The 21,403-nt window shown below is 50.3% G+C and carries 17 protein-coding genes; 4 read left to right on the plus strand and 13 right to left on the minus strand.

Translation table 11 applies throughout. The features are described from left to right. Positions 1-234 precede the first annotated feature (234 nt). The gene (locus M1Q06_RS12015) at positions 235-1,407 is read left to right on the plus strand and encodes a DUF2157 domain-containing protein (RefSeq protein WP_434399728.1); all 1,173 of its coding nucleotides are present in this window, start codon (positions 235-237) and stop codon (positions 1,405-1,407) included. Then, positions 1,404-1,850 (plus strand): GDYXXLXY domain-containing protein, encoded by a 447-nt coding sequence (locus tag M1Q06_RS12020; RefSeq protein WP_434399729.1) that lies wholly within the window; start codon positions 1,404-1,406, stop codon positions 1,848-1,850. Before M1Q06_RS12015 ends, M1Q06_RS12020 begins: the two co-directional genes overlap by 4 nt. Positions 1,851-1,943: 93 nt before the next feature. Here M1Q06_RS12020 and M1Q06_RS12025 read toward each other — a convergent pair whose 3' ends face one another. The 10 genes from M1Q06_RS12025 to M1Q06_RS12070 form a co-directional block, all read right to left on the minus strand. Beyond that, positions 1,944-3,122: a glycosyltransferase family 4 protein gene (locus M1Q06_RS12025; protein WP_434399730.1), complete on the minus strand. Its 1,179-nt coding sequence runs from the start codon at positions 3,120-3,122 to the stop codon at positions 1,944-1,946. Positions 3,123-3,138: 16 nt separating this feature from the next. Next, on the minus strand, positions 3,139-4,215 hold the full coding sequence (locus M1Q06_RS12030; protein WP_121298043.1) for a hypothetical protein: 1,077 nt from the start codon (positions 4,213-4,215) through the stop codon (positions 3,139-3,141). 46 nt (positions 4,216-4,261) lie between these two features. Further along, positions 4,262-5,440, minus strand: a complete 1,179-nt coding sequence (locus M1Q06_RS12035) for a glycosyltransferase family 4 protein (RefSeq protein ID WP_434399731.1) — start codon at positions 5,438-5,440, stop codon at positions 4,262-4,264. A 15-nt stretch (positions 5,441-5,455) separates the two neighbouring features. Then, positions 5,456-6,076 carry a sugar transferase gene (locus tag M1Q06_RS12040; RefSeq protein WP_434399732.1) on the minus strand — a complete coding sequence of 207 codons (621 nt, stop codon included), beginning with the start codon at positions 6,074-6,076 and terminating at the stop codon, positions 5,456-5,458. A 14-nt stretch (positions 6,077-6,090) separates the two neighbouring features. Further along, positions 6,091-7,272 carry a UDP binding domain-containing protein gene (locus M1Q06_RS12045; protein ID WP_434399733.1) on the minus strand — a complete coding sequence of 394 codons (1,182 nt, stop codon included), beginning with the start codon at positions 7,270-7,272 and terminating at the stop codon, positions 6,091-6,093. Next, entirely contained in the window at positions 7,269-8,552 is a 1,284-nt protein-coding gene (locus M1Q06_RS12050; protein WP_434399734.1) for a hypothetical protein, read from the minus strand. Before M1Q06_RS12050 ends, M1Q06_RS12045 begins: the two co-directional genes overlap by 4 nt. Before the next feature lie 19 nt (positions 8,553-8,571). Beyond that, positions 8,572-10,086, minus strand: a complete 1,515-nt coding sequence (murJ, locus tag M1Q06_RS12055; RefSeq protein WP_434399735.1) for a murein biosynthesis integral membrane protein MurJ — start codon at positions 10,084-10,086, stop codon at positions 8,572-8,574. A gap of 1,293 nt (positions 10,087-11,379) precedes the next feature. After that, entirely contained in the window at positions 11,380-12,396 is a 1,017-nt protein-coding gene (locus M1Q06_RS12060) for a GNAT family N-acetyltransferase (protein WP_434399736.1), read from the minus strand. Between the two features lie 20 nt (positions 12,397-12,416). Further along, a complete protein-coding gene (locus M1Q06_RS12065) occupies positions 12,417-13,424 on the minus strand; it encodes a GNAT family N-acetyltransferase (RefSeq protein WP_434399737.1) in 1,008 nt (335 codons plus the stop codon). A 58-nt stretch (positions 13,425-13,482) separates the two neighbouring features. Further along, the gene (locus tag M1Q06_RS12070; protein ID WP_434399738.1) at positions 13,483-14,559 is read right to left on the minus strand and encodes a GNAT family N-acetyltransferase; all 1,077 of its coding nucleotides are present in this window, start codon (positions 14,557-14,559) and stop codon (positions 13,483-13,485) included. A gap of 205 nt (positions 14,560-14,764) precedes the next feature. Here M1Q06_RS12070 and M1Q06_RS12075 point away from each other — a divergent pair, with 205 nt between their 5' ends. Then, positions 14,765-15,247 carry an antibiotic biosynthesis monooxygenase family protein gene (locus M1Q06_RS12075; RefSeq protein WP_434399739.1) on the plus strand — a complete coding sequence of 161 codons (483 nt, stop codon included), beginning with the start codon at positions 14,765-14,767 and terminating at the stop codon, positions 15,245-15,247. Positions 15,248-15,768: 521 nt separating this feature from the next. Here M1Q06_RS12075 and M1Q06_RS12080 read toward each other — a convergent pair. Then, positions 15,769-17,022 carry an ATP-grasp domain-containing protein gene (locus M1Q06_RS12080; protein WP_434399740.1) on the minus strand — a complete coding sequence of 418 codons (1,254 nt, stop codon included), beginning with the start codon at positions 17,020-17,022 and terminating at the stop codon, positions 15,769-15,771. A gap of 243 nt (positions 17,023-17,265) precedes the next feature. On the opposite strand from M1Q06_RS12080, the gene M1Q06_RS12085 reads away from it, so the two are divergent. Next, positions 17,266-18,255: a GNAT family N-acetyltransferase gene (locus M1Q06_RS12085; RefSeq protein ID WP_434399741.1), complete on the plus strand. Its 990-nt coding sequence runs from the start codon at positions 17,266-17,268 to the stop codon at positions 18,253-18,255. Between the two features lie 98 nt (positions 18,256-18,353). Here M1Q06_RS12085 and M1Q06_RS12090 read toward each other — a convergent pair whose 3' ends face one another. Continuing rightward, entirely contained in the window at positions 18,354-19,622 is a 1,269-nt protein-coding gene (locus M1Q06_RS12090) for an ATP-grasp domain-containing protein (RefSeq protein WP_434399742.1), read from the minus strand. A 148-nt stretch (positions 19,623-19,770) separates the two neighbouring features. Then, positions 19,771-21,294 carry a glycosyl hydrolase family 28-related protein gene (locus tag M1Q06_RS12095; RefSeq protein ID WP_434399743.1) on the minus strand — a complete coding sequence of 508 codons (1,524 nt, stop codon included), beginning with the start codon at positions 21,292-21,294 and terminating at the stop codon, positions 19,771-19,773. Between the last annotated feature and the right edge of the window lie 109 nt (positions 21,295-21,403).

Raw genomic sequence — 21,403 nt, forward strand, 5'->3', positions numbered from 1 at the left:
CCAGTTTTTCATTCTTTAAGATAAGTTTAAACTTTCGCCATAAAGCAGCTTTAACCCTTTTTATGTGAGTTTTTTCCTGCAAATAATGCAAAATTTTATGCAAATATGGTTTACTATGAACGCAATTATTACGCGCTCCGAATTACTAAAATAGACCTAGAAAATAGGAACGTTTTCTGTTATTTCTGTCAATATAGGTTTATAATACAGTTAATAATTAGGGAGGTGTCCTATATGGAATGGGAACGCAAACTCGCCAGGTGGCGGGCGGAAGGGCTTATCGACCAAGAGACGGCCGAGCGCATCCAGGCGTTTGAAACCCGTCAGCCGAAAAAGCGCAAATTGCCTCTTTTGCTCGTCATCGGCTTGATCTTTTTTGCGCTTGCCGTCTTCAGTTTTATCGCTGCCAACTGGCAAGCCATACCGGAGCTCGCAAAAGTCGGCATGGTCGTCTTGCTCATGTGGATTTTCTATGTGCTCGCTTATTTCTCCGAGAAAAAACATTTTGGCCATCCCATCATTTTTCAGGTGCTTGGATATGTGATGTTCGGTGCGAGTTTAGTCGTGACTGGCCAAACCTTCCATCTCGGCACCGGTTCCAGCATCGTTCCGTGGGCGCTGTTCATTGCCGCTATCGCCCATTTCTTCATCTGGCGCCATGCCGCATTCACTGTGTTGGCGTTCATTAGCGGAATCACTATCCTGACATCGGCAGCTCCCGGCATTGGCTTGATCGAATGGCTGCTGTTCATCGCCGTTACGCTCGCTTGGCTGTTCCTGAGCAAAGACGGGCCGACGATGGTCTTCAGCTGGCTCTTGTTGTTCGGTTCCGGCTTTCTCGTATGGAGCATATGGGACATCGACAGCCCGCTCGTGCCGATCTGGACATTGTTCGCACTCACCTTGCTGTTGCTGGTGATCCCAAAAGACAAACAACAGCTATTGAGACCGCTTTACTTAATTGTGGGAGGGATCCAGTTGATCGTCTTCCTGGCAATTCGCGGGGAAAGCGATATGGCTTTCGCCGAGTTGACCATGCCTGAATCGATCGCTCTTGCAGTGGCAGGGGCAATAGTGCTCGCACTCGCCTACTTCCGCGAACGCCATTTGATGTGGCTCGGCGTACTCGGGCTTGTCGGTTTCATGCTCTTCGATGAAACGGCCATCGCCTTAGCCATCGTCGCGGAATTGACCGCGCTTGCCTATTTGGTCATCGCCCAGCGCCAAGATCAACCGCTCGCTTTGGGCTTCGTCTATTTCATCGTCGTGCAATTCGTCATCTACGTCATTTACGCGTGGGAACGGCTCGACATGTCGCTGTTCTTCCTGATCGGCGCCATCCTGCTGTTCGTGCTGTCAGGCATCGCCTGGTGGCTTAACCGCAAGAAAGAAGGTGCAGTGACATGAAGAAATGGCTAATGCCTGCTCTGCAGACCGTCTTTGTCGCATTGCTCCTCGTCAGCTTCTACGCCACTTCCTGGTTTGGCGATCAATACTTATTGCGTGCTGAACCTTACGACCCGTTCGATCCTTTTTATGGTGAATACGTCATGCTGCAGTATCCGGATCTTGACGCACCTGCTGGAATTCGCGACGGCGCAGTCTACTTCACGTTGACAGAAGGCGAAGATGGCTACGCCGTCATCGACCGCATCGAGGAGCGACCGTTCTTCGGCGCCATCAACGGCAGCAAATACGACCGCCGCATCGTCGCCCCACAGCTCGAAAACTTTTATGTCGAGCAAGGCCGCGGCCCAGAACTGGAAGAAGCGGTCGACCTCGAAGTCACCATCGACGTTGCGCCATGGGGCTCCATACGCCCGATCAGCATTGCCCCAAGAGAAGAGTAATAGCATAAACAAAACCCGGCATACAACATGCCGGGTTTTCGTTTGGCTTGAATCCATTTTGCAATCAGGAAACAGATTAAGTGCAAGCACATTTCATTGCACTTCACCGAGTACACTCGAGCGTTCTAGCAAGCAGCTTCGGTAATATTGATCCATCTCTTCCCATAAGGCTTCATTGCTGAAATTCTGGCGTACCCATTCCTGGCCATTTGCCCCCAGCTCTTTACGCAGCATGGGATCACTGATCAATTTGTCCAGTTTTCCCATCACATCTTCGTGGCTGTCGGGGTCGACCAAATAACCGGTTTCCCCGTCCACCAAGGTGTCGCGCGCGCCCGTGACGTCCGCTGCAATGACCGGTATCCCCGTCAGCGCCGCCTCCGCCGACACATTGCCGAATCCTTCGCGTTTTGTGAGGAATAAAAACAGGTCCATCAAATGATAAAACGGTACGGGGTCCAATTGGTAATCTTCGTGGATGATATGCGGATGACTGGTGATTGTCTCACGCGTCCACTCGGAAACTGCATCCGCCGATTCGTAATCGCCGACAATGAGCAGCCTTAAATTCGGGTGCTGCCCATGCAGCTCGGTGAACGCGCGCACCGTTTCGTCAATGCCTTTATCTTTCGTGATCCGCCCCATCGACCCGAGAACAAGTTCGCCGCCGGTCCATCCATAAGCTTGGCGCTTTTCCTCCACACGCCGTTTCATCTCGTCATCCAGTTCAAAGCGCTGCAGGTCGAAGCCATTGACGCTGCCATGCCCGAGAATCTTAATTTTATCGGCAGGCGCAATGCCAAGCTCGACAATTTGGCGCTTCAGGCTCGGCGATACTGCAAGCATATGGGTTGAAGACGCTGCAGCGATTTTCTCTGCCATCAGCAGTATCTGTCGCTTAATGCCCCCAGTCGTCTCGAGGCGCAAGCCCAGCACATTATAGATGCGCACGGGCACCCTGCAAAAGTAAGCAGCGAGCGACACGATCAGCCCCGCTTTCGGCGTTCCGGCATTGACGATATCCGGCTTTTCGGAGCGGATGACACGGATGCAGGCGAACAGCGATTCCAAGTCTTGCTTCAAGGCGATTTCACGCTCCATACTGACGTGCAGCACCTTCACTCCCTCTTGTTGTTCAAAGATTTTGGCGTAGCTTCCCTCTGAAGTCAATGCTTTCACTTCATAGCCGTGCGTTTCCAATGTCTTCAATTGCCCTCTCACCAATTGAAGGCTTTGCGCAATGGTCATGGCGTGCAACACTTTCGCTGACATGATGGACCGCTTCCTTTCAAGCCCCTTGCACTGCTTTTGCAGGTGCAATCGGGCTGCCGATTTGTTCGAGTAGTTCCTTCGCGTAATGAGTGGCGTTATTCTTTTTCACGGAAAACACTTTCTCACTGCCCCGGATCAATTTCGTCAAAACTTCGCGTTCATTGGCGAGTGCCTGGTCGATGTTCAATTCCGGATTGAAGAATTCATACGCCGTCAGTAATGGCGAGCGTAAATAATTGAATTCATAGCGGTTTAAGTTCATCAGCTTCTGGAGCGCTACGGCTTCCGTCTGTTCCGCGACATAATCATCGCCGCGCTCAAGAATGGCGACATGCGTCACTACTTGATGGTCGAGTATCGATTGTTCACCAACGTACTCTGTAATCGGATCCGGCTTTTTGAAGCTGATGTATTCCATCACCGGCAATAGTTTATCGACGCGGTTCTTGATCTTCGCGCCCATTCCCTGCTCAACAGTGGAGTAATAGCGGAATGTACTGGTCCACGGCACGGAATGGATCGTTTTGCCATCTGTGATGGCCAGATCCTCTGCGATGAATTCAGCGCCATGTTCCATGCAAGCCGTCATGCTGCTCAAGGTCTTGCCAGTATCCGGCGGAGCGAACACCGTCAAAGTCGACTCATCTTTCTTGAATGCGGAGCAATGAATCGGCGCATAGCCTTTTCTCAATAGCAACAATGTCGCAAGGTCGGTCATGATATAGCCGATGGAATGAAGGTTCATGATCCGGTGGGTGATGAGTTTATAATAAGCGCGGTTGACGGTGATTTTCGGCTCGTCTGTCAAAAACCCTTCTGCGCGGATGCGCATGCGGCCTTTGCCGGCGTAATTGCGTGTGTAATAGATTTTGTCCGCTCCTGGCGTGCCGCTGAAATAATGGTATTTCCCCATCGCTTCATGTTCAGCATCGTCATTGAATTCCCTTAAATCGACCTGCATACGGACCACGCAGCGCTCGTATTGTTCCCTCGTGCCTTCCGGGACATTATGGCCATATGACCAGCCGAAATTTTTGATGTTCGTTTTGACTCCGAGCACTCCAGCAGACGCAATATAATAATATGTTTTCAAATGAAACTCCCCTTTGTTTTTGATTTTCCCCGCATGACCTGAACCCTTAGTTCAATTCGCCGGCTGGTACCAGCGATTCGCTGAGGCAGTTTTTATAGAAACTGTCCAGCTCTTTCCATAACACCTCGTTGCTGAAATGGGTGCTTGCCCATTCCCGCCCGGCTTCCCCAAACCGTGCACGCAAACTGTCGGATGCTATCAATTTGTGAATCGTTTCCATGATTTCCTTTAAGTTCCCAGGATCCACCAATAAGCCGGTCTTCCCGTCCACAATCGTATTCCGTGCACCCGTGACATCGGAAGCGACTACCGGCAGCCCACATAAAGCCGCTTCGATTGACACATTGCCAAAACCCTCACGTTTCGTCAGGAATACGAAAATGTCCATCAAATGGTAATACGCTACCGGATCCGGCAGAAATCCGGTCTTGATGATTTTCGGGTTGTTCTCGATTTCCCATCTCACTTCTTCTTCCACCGGGTCATCGTCTTCGTAATCGCCGACGATGAGCAATCGCAGCTGCTCGTTGTCCAGGCTTAACAGCTTGAAGGCGGCAACCAGTTCATTGACTCCTTTGTCTCTTGTCAGCCTGCCGACAAACCCGAGAACGATATGCTCTTTGCTGAGTTTATAGCAATCGCGCAGTTCATTTCCGGCTGCCTCAATTTCAGGGGTACGCTGGAACCTCGCTACATCAAATCCGTCGCCGCTGCCTTTTCCGAGCACGCTGATTTTTTCTTCACCGGCGATGCCGAATTCAATCGCCCGCTCCCGCAAACTGTCCGATACCGCCAAACAGTGAGTTGCAGAAGACGCAGCAATTTTTTCCATACTTAACAACAAACTGCGCTTCCATCCCGCAGTCGTCTCCATTCTCAAGCCCCTCATCGTGTAGATTCGCACAGGCACGCGGCACATCCGCGCCGCCATGGTGACGACCAGGCCAGCTTTCGGTGTGCTGGCATTGACGACTAACGGGCGCTCCCGGCGAAATAGCGTGATGCACCGGGCAAGCGATTGCAGGTCGTGGATCGGCGAAATGCCCCTGTCCATCGACAGTTCAAGCATCTCCACTTGTTCACTTGCCCGAAACTCCTCGTAGCCGGGGCCTTTGGAGCTCAATGCTTTCGGTTCGAATCCACGGGTTTTCAAATAGCGCAATTGGCCATCCATAAAGCTCAAACTTTCCGAAACAGTTACGGCGTGGATCAGTTTCGTTGTCATGGCATTACCCTCCGCTCAGCTTTTTTCATAAATTTCTTCTGTCCGGAACACTTTGACCAGCGTCTGCATCAAGATGTACAAATCGAGTCGCAAGCTTTTGCGGTTGATATAATCGATATCGATGTCAATTTTTTCGTCCCAGCTTAAACTGTTGCGCCCGCTCACTTGTGCAAGGCCCGTAACACCCGGTTTCACCATCAGCCGCTGCTTCTGGTAATCGTTGTAATTGTCGGTCTGATCGGTGACAGTCGGGCGCGGCCCGATGAATGACATATCGCCTTTGACGATGTTGATCAGCTGGGGCAATTCATCGATGCTTGTTTTGCGGAGGATGTTGCCGATTTTTGTAATGCTCGGGTCGCCGTCGAATGGATCGATGCGGTTGCGCTTCTTATCCCGCCCGTGCTCCATCGTCCGGAATTTATAGATGGTGAAATGCCGTCCGTAAAGTCCGCCGCGCTGCTGCTTGAACATGGCAGGGCCTTTCGACTCCAGCCGAATCAATAAGGCGACTATTAACAATAATGGCGATAAGACCAATAACATCAAAGTGGCAATAACGACTTCCAGGAACCTCACCGCTGCGTTCGAGCGCTTCGGCCGCTTTTTCTCTTCACTGAAATCTCCAACAATCATGGGCTGCCCCCTCCTCACATTCTCCATAAAGTCACCTTCTCCGGTTTCTCATTCCGTTCAAGTATGCTTTTGACATCAAAGACATAGCCTTCCTTGCCTTCCAGCAAACGCTCGAATAATTTCCATCCTGTTTTTCGGTAAGCTTCATGCGGTACCGCAAGTATGACCGAAACCGCTGGAAGCAGTTCCTCCTGCTTTGTCAGCAAAACGCCTCCCACGCATTCCGCCTGGTCCAATTCGAGCCTGGCATCCGTGACTTGGACATCCATGCCGTATTCCTGAAGCTCCGAGACGAGTTCGAGCACCCCCGTTTCCGGCACTTCGCTTGTCCCGTCTTCTTTCGTGAGGCCAAGCACCGTGATGCGCGCTTCGTGGATGATGACTTCGTTCTGGATCAATTTCTTAATAATCCGCTGTGCCACTTGCCTCCCTTTCTGCTCGCCTTTGCACCAGAATTGGTCCACTCCATGCCATGGCACGGGATTGTCTCCGAGAAGGTCTGGTTCGAATTTGATGAATCCCCGCTTCGTATTGGCAGTTTCCAATACATCATGCGTATCAATTCCCTGCTGGTTCAAGGTCAGCGCAACTTCGTTCATCAATGCGATATTCACTTCTTTTTGGGCGATTTCGAGCAATTGGGCGGCTTCTGCGACACGGATCGATTTCGCTTTATAAATGCCCCCGTCATGGATAGGTGCGAATAAATCTGCCAGATAATCGGTGACGGGGCCGCTTTGCCCGGCAATCACTTTGCGCATTTTCGCAACCTTGCCTTGCGGTTCACTGCCTTGCCATCTGGATGGTGCGAAACCGACGAAAAATTCCTTTCCGGCGACAAAACCTGAATGCTGCTCGATCAAGGGGATGCAAATTTCTTCGGTTGTGCCAGGGTACACCGGGGCTTCAAAAATGAGCACCGAACCTTTTTTCATATGCCTCCCGACAATCCGGCACAACTCCGTAAGCGCATCCAAGGTATAGGCGGGGCGCTTCGATCCGGTCATCAGGAGGATGCCGGCATCCGCCAGTTCGCTTGCTTGATCGGTAAAAGCAATGCCGCTTTCGTCAAACCTTGCTTGTTTGGAGCGATCCGGATCGAATACGATGACCGGATAAACGGTGCCGAATGTTGTTGCCGCAAGCAAGCTAGTTTCGCCGGCTCCAACTATTGCGATTTTCAAATTCTCCATCATGAGCCCACCTTCTCCCCCTTTTTCCCAGTCCATTTCGTTTTGGTGAATTCCAGCAATTGCTTGCTATTCGCTGCTCCGAACGACAGCAATAATAGCGGGATGATCTTATTGCGGTGGCGCATCGCCGTTCCGGCACTTTGCGTTCCGTATGAATAGATGAAAACAGTCATTCCGATCACCAGCAGGATGAATATTTTTGTCCTTACTGGCATTTCGCTCCGGAACAGGCCGTAAAGCGTAGCGCCGATCAGGAACAGGTAAACGGTGGAATCAAACAGGAAACTGACGATATCCCCGCCTCCCCGCCAATCGAGCGGAAGCGGTGAAAACAGGAAGTAGAACATTTTAAGCGGTGCGACGAGCAATGCTGCGACACCCGACAAACCGCTGAAGCTTGCCAAGTAGACCGACCCGCCTTCCGCGAAGATCTCGTAGTCGACCGTCCCGCCTTCTTCCGTGACGAATTTACTCAAGAAGACATCGGCGTTCTGGAAGACGAGAAACGAAATGCCTCCGACAAATAGCAAGTAGATAAGAGGGGTTGAGATTTTCCTGCCCATTTTCCCGCGCTCCAGCCAAACGAACGAAGCGATATAAACGAGCAGCAAGCCGATCATGCCGGTGTGGAACATCATCGCCAGAATCGACAACACCACAGCCCAACCGAATTGGAGGAACGAGCGCTCCCCGATCCAGCGCAGGAAGTAATAAAGCGAAACCGTCGTAAAGAAAATGATCAGCGCTTCCCGAAGCAGGATGCTCGACATGAAAATACTGTTCGGCATAAGCGTGAAGATGAGCAACGCGATAAAGCTCAATTTCTTCTCGATCTGCAAATAGTTCAGTGACTTGAAGAGGAACACGGCCGAGAATACCCAGCAGGCGATATTGAGGAATTGCGAGTAAACGCGCTGCTCCCCGATCATGTAGTAGAGCCCTGACAGAAACGGCACATACACCGTCGAAGTCTGGTCCAGCGGATATTGCCCGTTCGCCACCATTACGGAAACTTCATGGAAGTATTCCGTATCCGTGCCGCTCGAGAAAATCCCGATCGACGGAACATACAAGTCGATGAATAAAATGACCACCCGCACCGCGAAACCGGCAAAAATGACGAACAGCCATTCATTCTTCAAATTGCGGTATAGATACAACGAAATGGCGACGATTCCTGTAAAGACGAGAAGCATCCCATATCCATCACCTGGCGGAAGAAAATCTTTGATTAAAAACGTTGCCAGAATCTGTATCACAAAAAATCCAAGTACATAAATCATGAACCCCCACCCCCTTCTTTCAACGTTTCGCCAATGCCATCAATCGCGACTTGTAGTAGGCGATATCGCTCAATTGCAGCGCCCACAGCATCGCCGCATAAACAATGACCCCCGTCAATACGCCGATGAACAATGCCGGAATATCGCCCACTGCCAGTAAGGAAACCGTGAATGCCGTTCTTGCCGCGATGCCCATGACGATTGCGGCGAGTATGCCTTTCGCCAAGTCGACCATAAGCCGCCGACTGTCGAGCGAACCGATTTTCCGGACCAACGATGCATACAACAGCACCGTACTGACGATTGCCGCGATGCTGGTCGCAAGCGCCAAGCCGTTCAGCCCGATAACGCGTGATAGCACCAGGTTCAATGCGACATTCAAAAACATCGCGCCGAATGCGTTGATCATCGGCGTCCGTGAATCTTCCAAGGAATAAAACACTTTCGACAACACTTCACGCAAACCGAAACCGAGCAAGCCCAGCGCGTAGAAGAACAACAAACCCGTTGTCATCGCAATGGCACGTTCCTCGAACGCCCCACGCCCGAACAACAGCTCCGTGATCTGCCGGGCAAAAATCATCATGCCGACCGCAGCGGGAATGACAATCAACGACACCGTCGTAATGATCTTGCCGACGACGCCTTTCAATTCCTCCATATTTTTCCTCACAGCCAATTTCGAGATTTTCGGGAACATCACTTTCACGACCGCCAGCACGAAGATTGCTTGGACGAAGAATACGATGCGGTGCGCATAGGTCAATGCGGATATCCCGCCTTCCGCCAACTGCGAAGCGATCGTCCGGTCGATCAGGATATTGACTTGGTCAGCCGATACCCCGATGATGACCGGAATCGCGAGCATCATCATCTGCTTCAAATCACGGTCTTTCAGGTTCAGCACCATTTGATGGCGATAGCCGCTTTTACGTATTGCCGGCACCATGTACAGAAACTGCACGATGACAGCGATGACCGTTCCGATGGCAAGCATCATGATGTCCATTTTCGAACTGACCACAATCGTCGTGATCAGCAGCACATTCAGCGGCAAGCCGCTCAGCACCGTCGGCAGGAATCGGTCCTTCACTTCCAGATAGCTGGTGAAAATGAAGATCAGGGCGGTGAAGTAAAGCGTCAGCGAAATAATCCGCGTGAACAGCACCGCGATGCGCAGCGTCTCCCCTTCGAACCCGTAGGCGAACAATTTGACGATCGGCACTGGGAACACCAAGAGCAAGATGACCAGCACCGTCGACAGCAGCATGACCGCGTTGGTGACGTTCGCTGTAAAGCGCTCTGCCGCTACATCGCCCCGCTCTTCACGAATTTTCGTGTAGACCGGGATGTAGCTCGCGGCGATGCCCATGCCGATAAACGCAAAGAACACTGTCGGGATATCGGTCGAGATCAAGTAGGCGTCGGTCAATCCATCGGCACCGTAGAAAAACGATAGGAAGATATCCCGTGAGAAGCCGAGAACTTTCGTGATGATGACGACGAACATGATGGCGATGACTGTTTTTTCCATAGTTTCAACCTCTTTTGCGTTCATTCTGGAAGCCAAGATCCGCTCCCGAAGCAGTGATGCAGCATATCATTTGATCCGGCCATCTGTTTGCGGCGGCGATCCTCCTTAGAATTTGGCGCGGACGGAATCCTGTTGCTGTTAATCCTAGGGGGCAGAGGTTAAAAGAGGGTTAAACTGTTTAGGTGTTTTGAAAAAGCTTTGGATAATTCGAAATATTTTAATAGAGAAGATTACAATCGGAACTTTGTGGGGAGGAGATTGCGCTTCAAGGGGACGCTTGGGACCGGTCATGCAGATGATGCGACAGGACTTCGTCATTTTGAATATGAATAATAGAGATAGTGGAAGAGACTTCGCTTCAAGGGGACGCTTTCTGAGGGGGCCGGCTTCAGCCGCTTCCCTCGCTAGCGCTCAGTCCAGGGCACCTAGTTTCTCTGTGTTCGAGCATCACGAGAAAACCGTTGCTCCCACATCTGCTCAACCCTCACTATGTTCGGGCATCGCACAAAAACATTTGCTGCACAGATGCGTCGCAAATGAATGGACTCGGCTTCCCCTCGCCATCCATTCGCTCCTTTCCGCTCCATCTCTAGTTTTAGAATGAACGGCATGCTTTCTTCCATTGGTATTTGCGTCAATAATTTTATACATCCTTCCAAGATGAAAGGTGAAAGTTATAACATCTTTATAATTGCTATATCCAAATAAGCGTCTCCCACTAGTGGATGAATATAAGAAAAAGATGCTTCATCACTCAAAAGCATCAATGAGATCTATTAGCCGAACCGCGCATATGGGCGAGCCGACGCCATAAGACAAGTGCCCTTCTTGGCTTATGGCTAAAGGCCAGCCCTAAGCGGGAGGCGGCTGCTTCGTGATGAAAAGATCGACAAACCATTCGTCTCACTCACAAGCCTAAATAAGCATCATCGATCAGCGGATGAACACGAGAAAATAACATACTTCGTCAATTACCAACTTCAGTGGAATGTAAAAGCCGAACCGCGCTCACGGGCGAGCCGAAGCAATGAGACAAGTGTTCTTCTTGGCTCATTACGTGAGGCCAGCCCCAAGCGGGAGGCGGCTAATTGGTGAAGAATTATCTAAAGGCATTCCACTTCACCCGCCAGTCCAACTAAGCATCACCAGCTAGTGGATTAAATTGATGAATAGAGATATGCCATCTCGCTAGCTAATCCAGCTAACCTTGCCGTTACCCAAAGATCTTCAGCAACATGACAATAAAAAAAGCCCGCAAAAAACGCTGCGGGCACTTTGGGATTTCATAAAGTTTCATACGCTGCTCAATTGCTTGCTGGCATTCGCCCGGTACGCCGGGAAGAATGGTTCCGCCGCATTGGTTCTGGACTTTTTGCAGAGCTCTTCATAAATCTCGGCGTTCCAGATTTTCCGGCCGGTGTAAAAGCGGAAGCCCGTATGCTGGCCGAACTTTTTCTTGAATTTGTAAAGTGGATCTTCCTCGTCGTTTGTCCGGCCACCCCCTGCATGGATCAGCTTGACGCCGTTCTCTTTGCCCCAGCGCACAGCGCCGTATTGCAAAACGTAGATCGGCGACAGTTGATGGAAATCGTGGATAGTGCCCGAAAGATGCGTGTGCAAAATGCCGTCATACAGAAAGTGCAGCTCTGCAGCGATCACTTGCCCTTCATAAATAGCTTCAGCCAAAACAATTTTATCGGCGAATTTCAGCAGGCAGCTATCGAAATACGTATCATCAAAGAAATAATAGGAATCGGCGTGGACGCGGCTCATCGTTTCATAGTAGATTTCCTTGAAACGGCCCAGGTCGCTCGGCGCAACGGTGATGCGGCACGTAACGCCTGCATTCAGCGAACGGCGCAAAGTTTTTCTGGCGGATTTCGAGAATTCGGACGCAACCGGATCGTCGAAGCCGTCGAGTGTCGTCCCGACGGTTTCGCGCTGGAACGTGACATCGTAGCAATTGGAAAAGTCGCGAGCGTTGTCGAAGATCGGATGAAAGCGGACGAATTCGCTAACGATGCGTTGGTCCTTGCAGTATTCACGGAAAGCATGCTCAAAAGCACTGACCAAATCGGAATGGCACCCTGTCGCACAGCGCATGATCCGCGGGCCGCCGTAACCATAAGGTGTGATGGCGTCATACCATCTCTCCCCATGCACCATCATCGGAATTTCGCGTTTGATAAACAGATGCCTGATTTCACCATACGCGCTTTGAAACACAAATTCCTCGCATACTCCGTGTTCCATCCTTTCGTAAAGCTTGCCGTAAGCTTCTTCAAAAAACAGGTCATTCAATGGATCCACTTCCTTTCATCATGTGCCGCCTAGACACGGCTCGCTTCCAAATGCTTTTTACAGCGGTAAGCCGGGAAATAATCGGTCGCTGCATCGGCCGCATTGAGTTCGCATAATTTCCTATAGATCGGCTTGTTCCATATTTTCTTTCCGATATAGAAGTCAAATCGGGTATTTTTGCCGAACTGCCTCTTGAACATCAACAAATTATCATTCGGGTCGTTAGTCCTTCCACCCCCGTCATGAATCAGCCGATAACCGTTCGCTTTCCCCCAAACCGTCAGTGCATATTGCAGCACGTAGGCAGGATACGCGTGATTGTAATCGCTCAAAGTCCCGGACAGATGCGTGTGGATGCGGTCTTCGTAGGCGAAGTTCAAGCCCATGCCTATCACTTGCCCATCGTAGATCGCTTTTGTCAAAACGATGCGGTCGGCAAAATATTTTAGGCATTCCGTGAAATAATCTTCCTCGAAATAATAATAGGCATCCGCATTATTGCGGTTCATCGTTTCATGATAGATGTCTTTGAACTCGCCCAGGCTAACGGGATTTTCGATGATCTCGTAAACCACGCCTGCCTCAAGCGCTTTGCGGATATTCTTGCGTGTCGATTTGGAAAACTCGCTTTGGACCGGATCCTCGTAGGCCGCCAGATTGGTGCCCACCGTCTCGCGCAAATACCGCACCTCATAGCAATTTTCGAAATCCAGCGCATTGCCAATGACCGGGTGGAACCGGACGAATTCGCTGATGATGCCATGTTCCGCGCAATATTCCCCGAAAGCTTGCTCGAACGCCTCCACCAATTGGGCTTTTCCTCCTTCTGCACATTTTTTGATGACCGGCCCTCCATAGCCATACGGAGTCACAATGTCGAAATATGGTCCACCTGTTACTGGAATCGGAATCTCACGGCGGATAAACTGATGACGAACACAGCCAAGCGGATGTTCAAACTCGAACACTTCGCACCGGCCATTCTCGATCACTTCGTACAATCGGCCGTAATTTTTTTCGAAAAACAAATCCTTCACATGCTAAACCCCATTTCTTCTTTTGTTGTTTGCGTGCTCCCCCTCTGGTTTCTCTCTGTCAAACCTCGCTTGTCTCTTTCGCCGGCCGTTTCCGGTAAGCCGGGAAAAACTCATCTGTCACGGCAGTATTGGCTTCTTGGCAAAGCCTTCTGTAGATATCTTCATTCCATACTTTTTGGCCGCTATAGAATGAAAACTTAGTATGGTGGGCAAATTGCTGTTTAAACCGAAGCAAGCTATCGTCCGGGCTATTGGTTCGCCCGCCTCCACCGTGGATGAGCTTGATGCCATGCTCTTTAGCCCACAAGACCGTAGCGTACTGCATGATGTAAACCGGCGATAGATGATGGAATGCTTCATATGTTCCCGACAAATGCGTATGGATCAGATCGTTGTAGACAAATTGCAATTCCATGCCGATCACTTCGCCCTCATACAGTGCTTCGACCAGCAATAATCTCTCCCCGAATGACTCGAGCAATTGAGTGAAATACTTTTCACTGAAGTAATAGAACGAATCGGCATGATTGCGGTCCATCGTCGCAAAATAAATCCGCTGGAACTCCCGCAGGTCGCGTGGCCCGAGCGTCATCCTGAACTCAACGCCATCTCGCAGCGCTTTGCGGATGTTCTTGCGGGCTGAAGCGCTGAATTCCGCTTTGACCGGATCGTCGTAAGCATCGACCGTGGTTCCGACCGTATCGCGCAGATAGCGCACTTCGTAGCTATTTTCGAAATCCTTTGCATTACCGAGCACCGGATGGAAACGGATAAATTCACTGACCACGCCTTCAGCTTCGCAATACTCAGCAAATGCTTCCATAAACGCGGATGCCAGCTCTTCCCGATGTTCCGGCTTACAGCCCGTCATCAACGGCCCTCCATATCCGTAAGGCGTGACGATATCGAAGTAGCGATTAGCCCCGATCAATATCGGAATCTCCCGCTTGATGAACAGATGCCGAACACGCCCGAGCGAATGATTGAACTCGAATATTTGGCAAACGCCTTTTTCTATTTCTTCGTACAACTTTCCATAACGCTCATCGAAATAAAGATCCCCCATCATCTTTTCCTTCTTTCTCGTTGTAAGTTGCGAATACTTCCCCCCAATGCCTGGTGGAGTTCCTGCCATCGCATGCACTCCTTTCCAAATGAAACCTTTCATTAGCACCTATCCTAAAAGGCCTAGGTTAAAGACAGGTTAAACAAGCCTGGAATTTTTTAAGACTTATATATATAGACAAAACCGCCCGAAAAGGGGACAACATTCTTTGCGAAAATGAAATAATTTACTTAATATAGGAAATATAGAACTTTCAAAGAAGAGGTGCATATCGATGAAGCTTTATAAATGGCTCGGCAATGAACAAGAAACAGATACGCTGAAAGACAAAGGCTGGTTCGTTTTAACAAGCGGCAGTGACGCAGCAGCCATCAATGAACAAGAAGTTCCGGCTGGCGATCAGATTGAATCTTACGAAGTACTTGATCAAAAAGGGAAGCTCGAAGACGGGGTTTTCGCCGTATTCAATAACATCCCGGTCACCGAAGAAGGCCGCGAATTGTTCGAATCGCGCTTCCAGAACCGCGCCGGACTCGTCGAAAAAGAACCGGGCTTCGCAGCGATCCGCATCTTGCGCCCGCTCGATTCCGATACGTATGTCATTCTCACGATGTGGGAAGACGAATCCGCCTTCACCACATGGCAGTCGTCCCAAGCTTACTCGCACGCACATAAAAAACGCGGCACATCGGAAGGCATCGACAAACGCCCGAACATCTTCCCGCGCCCATCGTTCGTCACCACTTATTCCAAATAAAAAGAGGCTTCCAATTGGGAGCCTCTTTTTCTGTGGAGAAGTATGTGTGCATCGATATATTTGAGTGAATTAGACAGGTGCGCAAAGTGGAATGCCTTTGGACATTTCTTCGTTAGCTAGCCCTTGCACGCGGTTCGGCTGATAGATTTCATTATATTTTGCATGCGAAGAAGTGTCGCTGTTCATTGTCTTCATCCGCTGGCGGCGACACTTAGTTGGACTCGGTAGCTACGAAGATGTTTGGTGTCTATTCAATGTGTTGATTCAGAGCTGTCCAAACTATTCATGCTAATTTCAATGACAGATGAATCTCATTCATTTCCACACTAAACTTAGAGATGGAGCGGAAAGGGGCCGACGCCTGAGGGATCATGCGGGCCCCAAGCGTGCCCCTTGGAGCGCAATCTCCAGCACGAGCATTTACTCAATCTCATCTCGATTTTATTTCTGGATGAATTCAATTTCTACTCTACACTTAGCCATGGAGCACAAAAGAAAAAAACCGCAGCAGCCGCTGCGGTTTAGCCCACTTTTTCTTCTGCCAAATAACGGGCGAGCACCATGTCCTCACCGTTTTCCGAGACGACTTCAAGCGTCCGGTTGATTTCGCAGATCGTCCCATTCAGCTCTTCCATCGTCTGGCACACGATATTGAAACGGCCCAGCATCTGTGAGTAGGAGCCGGTCACCGTGATCTCATCGCCCACTTCACGCGTCGGCACCCAGGAAATCACCGACGGCAAGTCCATGATTTCCTCCAGGCCACGAATCTCGTGGATCGTCCCTGGCCCGAGCAACACCGATAGATTGCAAGATGGATAGCGCATGAACCCATCATCGAAATTGCTTAAATCATATCTTGAGATGTCTTCCCCGACCGCAAAGTCAATCATCATTTCCAGCAAATTGACGTCGGTCTGGCGTTTGACGATTTGGTAATGCTGCTCGCCGCTCAATCTATAGCCCATCTCGTAAATATAGAATTGTCCGCCGTCATAGAGCGACTGGATCAGCACGAGCCCGTTCTTGAGACCCATCCCTCTCAACATCTCCCGGATATTGGCGTCATGAAGCGCGATGAATTCAGCGAGATGGCTCGATGGGTAAATCGTGGCGACCGGCAGCGGCGGGCTTTGGCGCCCTTGGTTGTGGACAAAGCGGTCGGTGACAGCGGATAAGATCACTTCTCCGTTTTGCAAGGTATAGTACATTTCGACGCCGTGGTTCGTATCGATAAAGCGTTCGACGAGCACGCGGCCGTGACGCGAAAATCGCCTTGCTTTTTCTACTGCATCATAAAGTTCCACTTCATTTTGGCAGACCGTAATGCCTTTGCTGGCGTAGCTGTCGACCGGTTTGACGATGACCGGATAACGCACCGGAACCCCATCGTCTTTTTCGTATTGTTCGATGACCGGCACATCGAATCTTCGGCAAAACTCCTTGAACCGATCTTTATTGGAACTGATCTCTAGATGTTCTTTTGTAGCATAAAACGGCAAGCCAAGCCGGTCAGTCAACAATTGGGCATTCCATGTGTTGATGTCGTCGAAAGCCGTCAGCACGCCATCGATTTGTTCTTGACGCGCCATGGCTTCCAAGGCGTCGATGTCTGCGGTGCTGATATGGTAAGCTTTGTCGGCGTTTTTCTTTGCCGGCGATTCCTCGTTGTTGTCCGTAACGATTGTGTAAAGTCCCATGTTCTTAGCAGTTTCGACTACATCGATCATATGCGTAATGCCGCCGAGAATAAGCAGCTTTTTCTGTCTTTCCACAGGAAACACCCCCTTCAGTCTATTCAGGTAATATTGACTAGGAATTTCTCGGATTATACAAAATCCATCAATTTTCTTGTTTGTTTGTAGAACAAATTTACCAACCGGGGTATTGTTTTGTCAATCTGGAATTCTGAAAAAAATAATATTTCTTCCTATTTAAAAAGCTTTACCTCTTTTTAACCCGAAAACCCTATTGTGAAAGCAGATAGCATACCATTTATTCTAAGGAGGCAGAGAGCCATGGCAATACCTACTAAGCAAGCGGTTCCGGACATTTTCTTTACGCCCGAATGGAACGCAGCATACGCCGCACACGAGGGAGGGGAATTCCAGCAGTTCGAATGGAAAAGTGAGCTCGGGCACATTATCTATCCTTTCATCAAACGGCCGGTGCCGCTGTTAGAAGGCTGGTTCGATACGATTACCGCGTTCGGCCAAAGCGGCCCTGTTGTCATAAGTGGCGAAGAAAGCCAACGCCGCGCATTGGTCGACGAGTTCGATGCGGCATTCCAGGATTACTGCGAACAGCAGCACATCGTTTCCGAATACATCCGCTTCAGTTCCTGGATCAAGAATGCGGAAGACTTCTTCCCGTTCTATGGCCTTGATATGCGCGGCATCGTCATGTATATCGATTTGACTGTCGATGATCCCTTCCGTTTTGAATTTTCTTCCGCCGCCCGCCAGCAAGTTCGCCGTGCGTTGAAAAACGGCGTAACAGTGGAATATGATTTCACCGGGGACACATTGGATGATTTTTGCCGGCTATATGATCTCACAGCGGACCGCAATGAGTTTCCGGATCATTATTTATTCAACCCGGCCATGTTAAAGGAATCCTTTACGTATCTGGAAGGCAAGCAATTTTTACTCAATGCGAAATACGACGGCAAGACCGTCTCCTCCGCATTGATCGTCCACCACGGCGACTATATGCACTACCATTTGGTCGCTAACGACCCCGAGTATTTCCGCTGTGCCGGAAATTCACTGATCATGGCGGAAGCGTGCCGCTACGGCAAAGAAAACGGCTTTTCCCAATTTCATCTAGGCGGTGCTTCAACAGAAGCCCTATACCGCTTTAAACGGCGGTTCACCAAAACGGAACCGCTCGAGATCTTGACCGGCAAACGCATTCGCAATACCGATATGTACGGCAGGCTGACCGAGCTGAAACGCCTTCAAACCGGCATCGAAAACACTGGCCATTTCCCTTTATACAGAGGTTGAAAAAGCGCTGGATCCTATATGGATCCGCGCTTTTTTCATTTCACTTTCAAGGCATCAAAAAACAGCGGGCATACGCTCACGCTGTTTCATTGATACTATTACGAAGCGTTCACTTTTGCGGGTTGGAAACGGGCCATGATCATATCTTGGCCGTCTTCTGAGCGGATGTCGAGCGTACGGTAAATCCTTTCAATCGTTTCAAGGAGTTCCTGTTGTGATTTTGCGACCACATTGAAACGGCCGAACATTTGCGAATAGGAGCCTGTCCGCTCGATCGCTTCGCCTTCGGAACGGTTAATGACGCAGGAAATCACTTCTGGCATCGCTTTCACTGCCTCCAAGCCCCGGATTTCCGTAATCGTTCCCGGCCCGAGCAAAATCGGCAAATTAGCGGAAGGGTATGGCATCGGTGCATGGTCGAATTGTTCGATCGGATGGCTGGCCGTATCTTCGCCGACCGAGAAATCGAGCATCATCTCCAATAAATGGACGCCTGTCTGCTTGTGGATAATGTGATAGTGCTGCTCGCCGCTGAAACGGAAGCCCATTTCGTATACATAGATCCTGCCCCCATCGTACATTGTCTGGATGAACACCAAGCCGTTCTCGATGCCCATATTGCGGATCATCTTGCGCACTGTTGGATCGACTTCCTTTATATACTGCTGCTGATGCTGGGAGGGGAATAGCATCGCCACAGGCAGCGGCGGATGTTCTTTTGATTGCTTATGGGTAAAGCGGTCCGTGACGGCAGTCAAGACGAGATGGCCATCCCGTGCGGTGTAGAATGCCTGAACACCGATATCCGAATCAACAAAGCGCTCGAGCATAATCTTGCCCGTTTTTGATTCCCCGACTGCCTTTTCGACCCCCTTTGTAAGTTCGTCTTCTTCATAGCACACCGTGATCCCTTTGCTCGCGTAGCTATCGACCGGCTTGACGATGACCGGAAATTCCACCACAGGGAGCTCAGGGTCCTGGATTGGATCACATTCATATTCTTCAATGACCGGCACGCCGAATGTCCGGCAATATTCCTTGAAACGGTCTTTATGCGAAGTGATTTCAAGCTGCGCGGGCGTGGCGTAGAATGGCAAATGGAGCATCTTGCACAGCGCGACTGCATGCCATGTATTGATATCGTCGAATGCGGTGAAAACGCCATCGATCTGTTCGCTCCTTCCGATTTCAGCAAGCTTCCGGATATCTGCGGTACTGATGTCGTACGATTGGTCGGCAATTTTCTTCGCTGGCGAACCGGCCATATTATCGGTGACAATCGTGTAATAGCCGATGCGTTTGGCCGTTTCGACTACATTGACCATATGGAATGTGCCGCCAAGGATCAAAATTTTCTTTTTATCCATCTCAAACCCTCCACTTCGCGATAATCATGCATATATAGTATAAGTGCTGATTCAAAATAACTAAGTAATTCGATAGGTGTAATACAAAAATACCAATTAAAAACAGAAAGGTCAATTGAAATCTGAAAATTCAGGTATAAAATGCGCCTTAAGCTAGGGGTGTCGTGTGGGAAACCATCCAGCTCTTATCGCTCCTATTGTAATAGGCGGTGATTTTATACCCGATTCCCGCCGGCGCAAGCACCCCCTCGCTACCCGGCCGGTTATTGACTTTGGCATTATCGCAGACGAGCCTCACTTCCTGGCCGCCGCTGTGTTCGACGAAAATCTCCACTTCTTCGCTGAATTTATGGGTCGGCGCTGGCGGCAGCTTGACGGTTTCTGCTTCGGACGCGCCGTTTTTCTTATTGACCGTCATACGCGGCTCATCTTTCATATCGATCGGCGAGCGCCTCCCTTCCGGAACGTATTGATGCAGGCGCCCGTTATAAAGGATGCTTGTCGTATCGTATTGGTATTCCTCATTGTATAGGGAAGTGATCGAAGCAAGGCCGCCCGCCATGCCATCGCGCGGTTTCGCGAGGAGCGGCTCGATGATGCTGAGCCCTGCCGCATAATCGAGCAAAACATTCGCATAGCCGTTGTTCTCGAAATAGCTGTGGTTGATGCTGCCGGAATACGCTGGCGTCGTGTTGATCGCGCCGCTGCCGATATGGATGCCCGCGATGCCGTTCGAATCGAAATTGCCGCCTTGAATATGGTGGCCATACAACCCGCGCACCATCAGGCCGGTCGCGGCGTTGCCGACGAAATGGCAATCGTAAATCCCGTAGACGTTATTATCGCTACCACGGTCCGTCTGCAATCCGCAGCCAAGATGGATTTTATACGGCGTTCCCGGCGAAATCGTCTCTTTCAGAGGCGGCGATACTTTAATGCTGCGCGGCCCGACTTCATCGATGTGGTAGACAGACCCTTCTCCGGATCCTACCTTGAAGTAAGCGCCGACATGGACATCGCGCGCGGCTGGGTCGAGTTTCATGAATGAAACATTCGCCCCCCTCCCTGAAGCCCCGCTGCCTTCGATAACCGAGCCGTTTTGGGAAAACTGGCACAGCCGGTCGAATACGCACAGATTGTTATTGCCTTCCCCTAAAATCTGCAAGCCATGGACAGACCCCCACATGAACGCCGCGCCTGAGAATAATTTATCGCGGATTTCGCTTGCGACCATACAGACCTTGACCAATTGCGTATAGCCGTTTTCAGGATCGGTCCCCATGAACTGGATGCCTTTGACCGAGCCGCTGCCGCCGCGCATGCGCACCAAATAATCCATCGGTTCAGACGGTGCGATGCGCGTCGTTTCCGAACTATGCCCGATCCACGAGACAGCTGCCCCCATGCCCCATTCCGGCACTTCAATGGGGCCGCTGATGCGATACAAGCCTGGTGGAAAAAACAGATTACCGCCTTTACTCGTGCCATATGCGGCATCGATCGCTTTTTGCAGCGCTTTCCGGTCATCGGCTTTGCCGTCGCCGATTGCCCCGTACGATTTCACATTGAATAATTGGTCTGCCGTCTTTTTCGGGCTCCACATTTCGCGGACGATATCCTCTTTATTGCGCGGAAGCAATTCTTTCTCCCTCGGTTTTTTCCAAAATGCCATGATTGTGCCGCCCCTTTGCTCACTGAATGTCGTACGACGATTCTACCTGCTAAATGTTAAAAAACGGTTAAAAAATTTTAAAATGAAAAACAGCTCCCAATAACCGGAG

This window comes from Planococcus sp. 11815 (assembly GCF_051096385.1).
In the GTDB taxonomy this organism is placed as follows: domain Bacteria; phylum Bacillota; class Bacilli; order Bacillales_A; family Planococcaceae; genus Planococcus; species Planococcus citreus.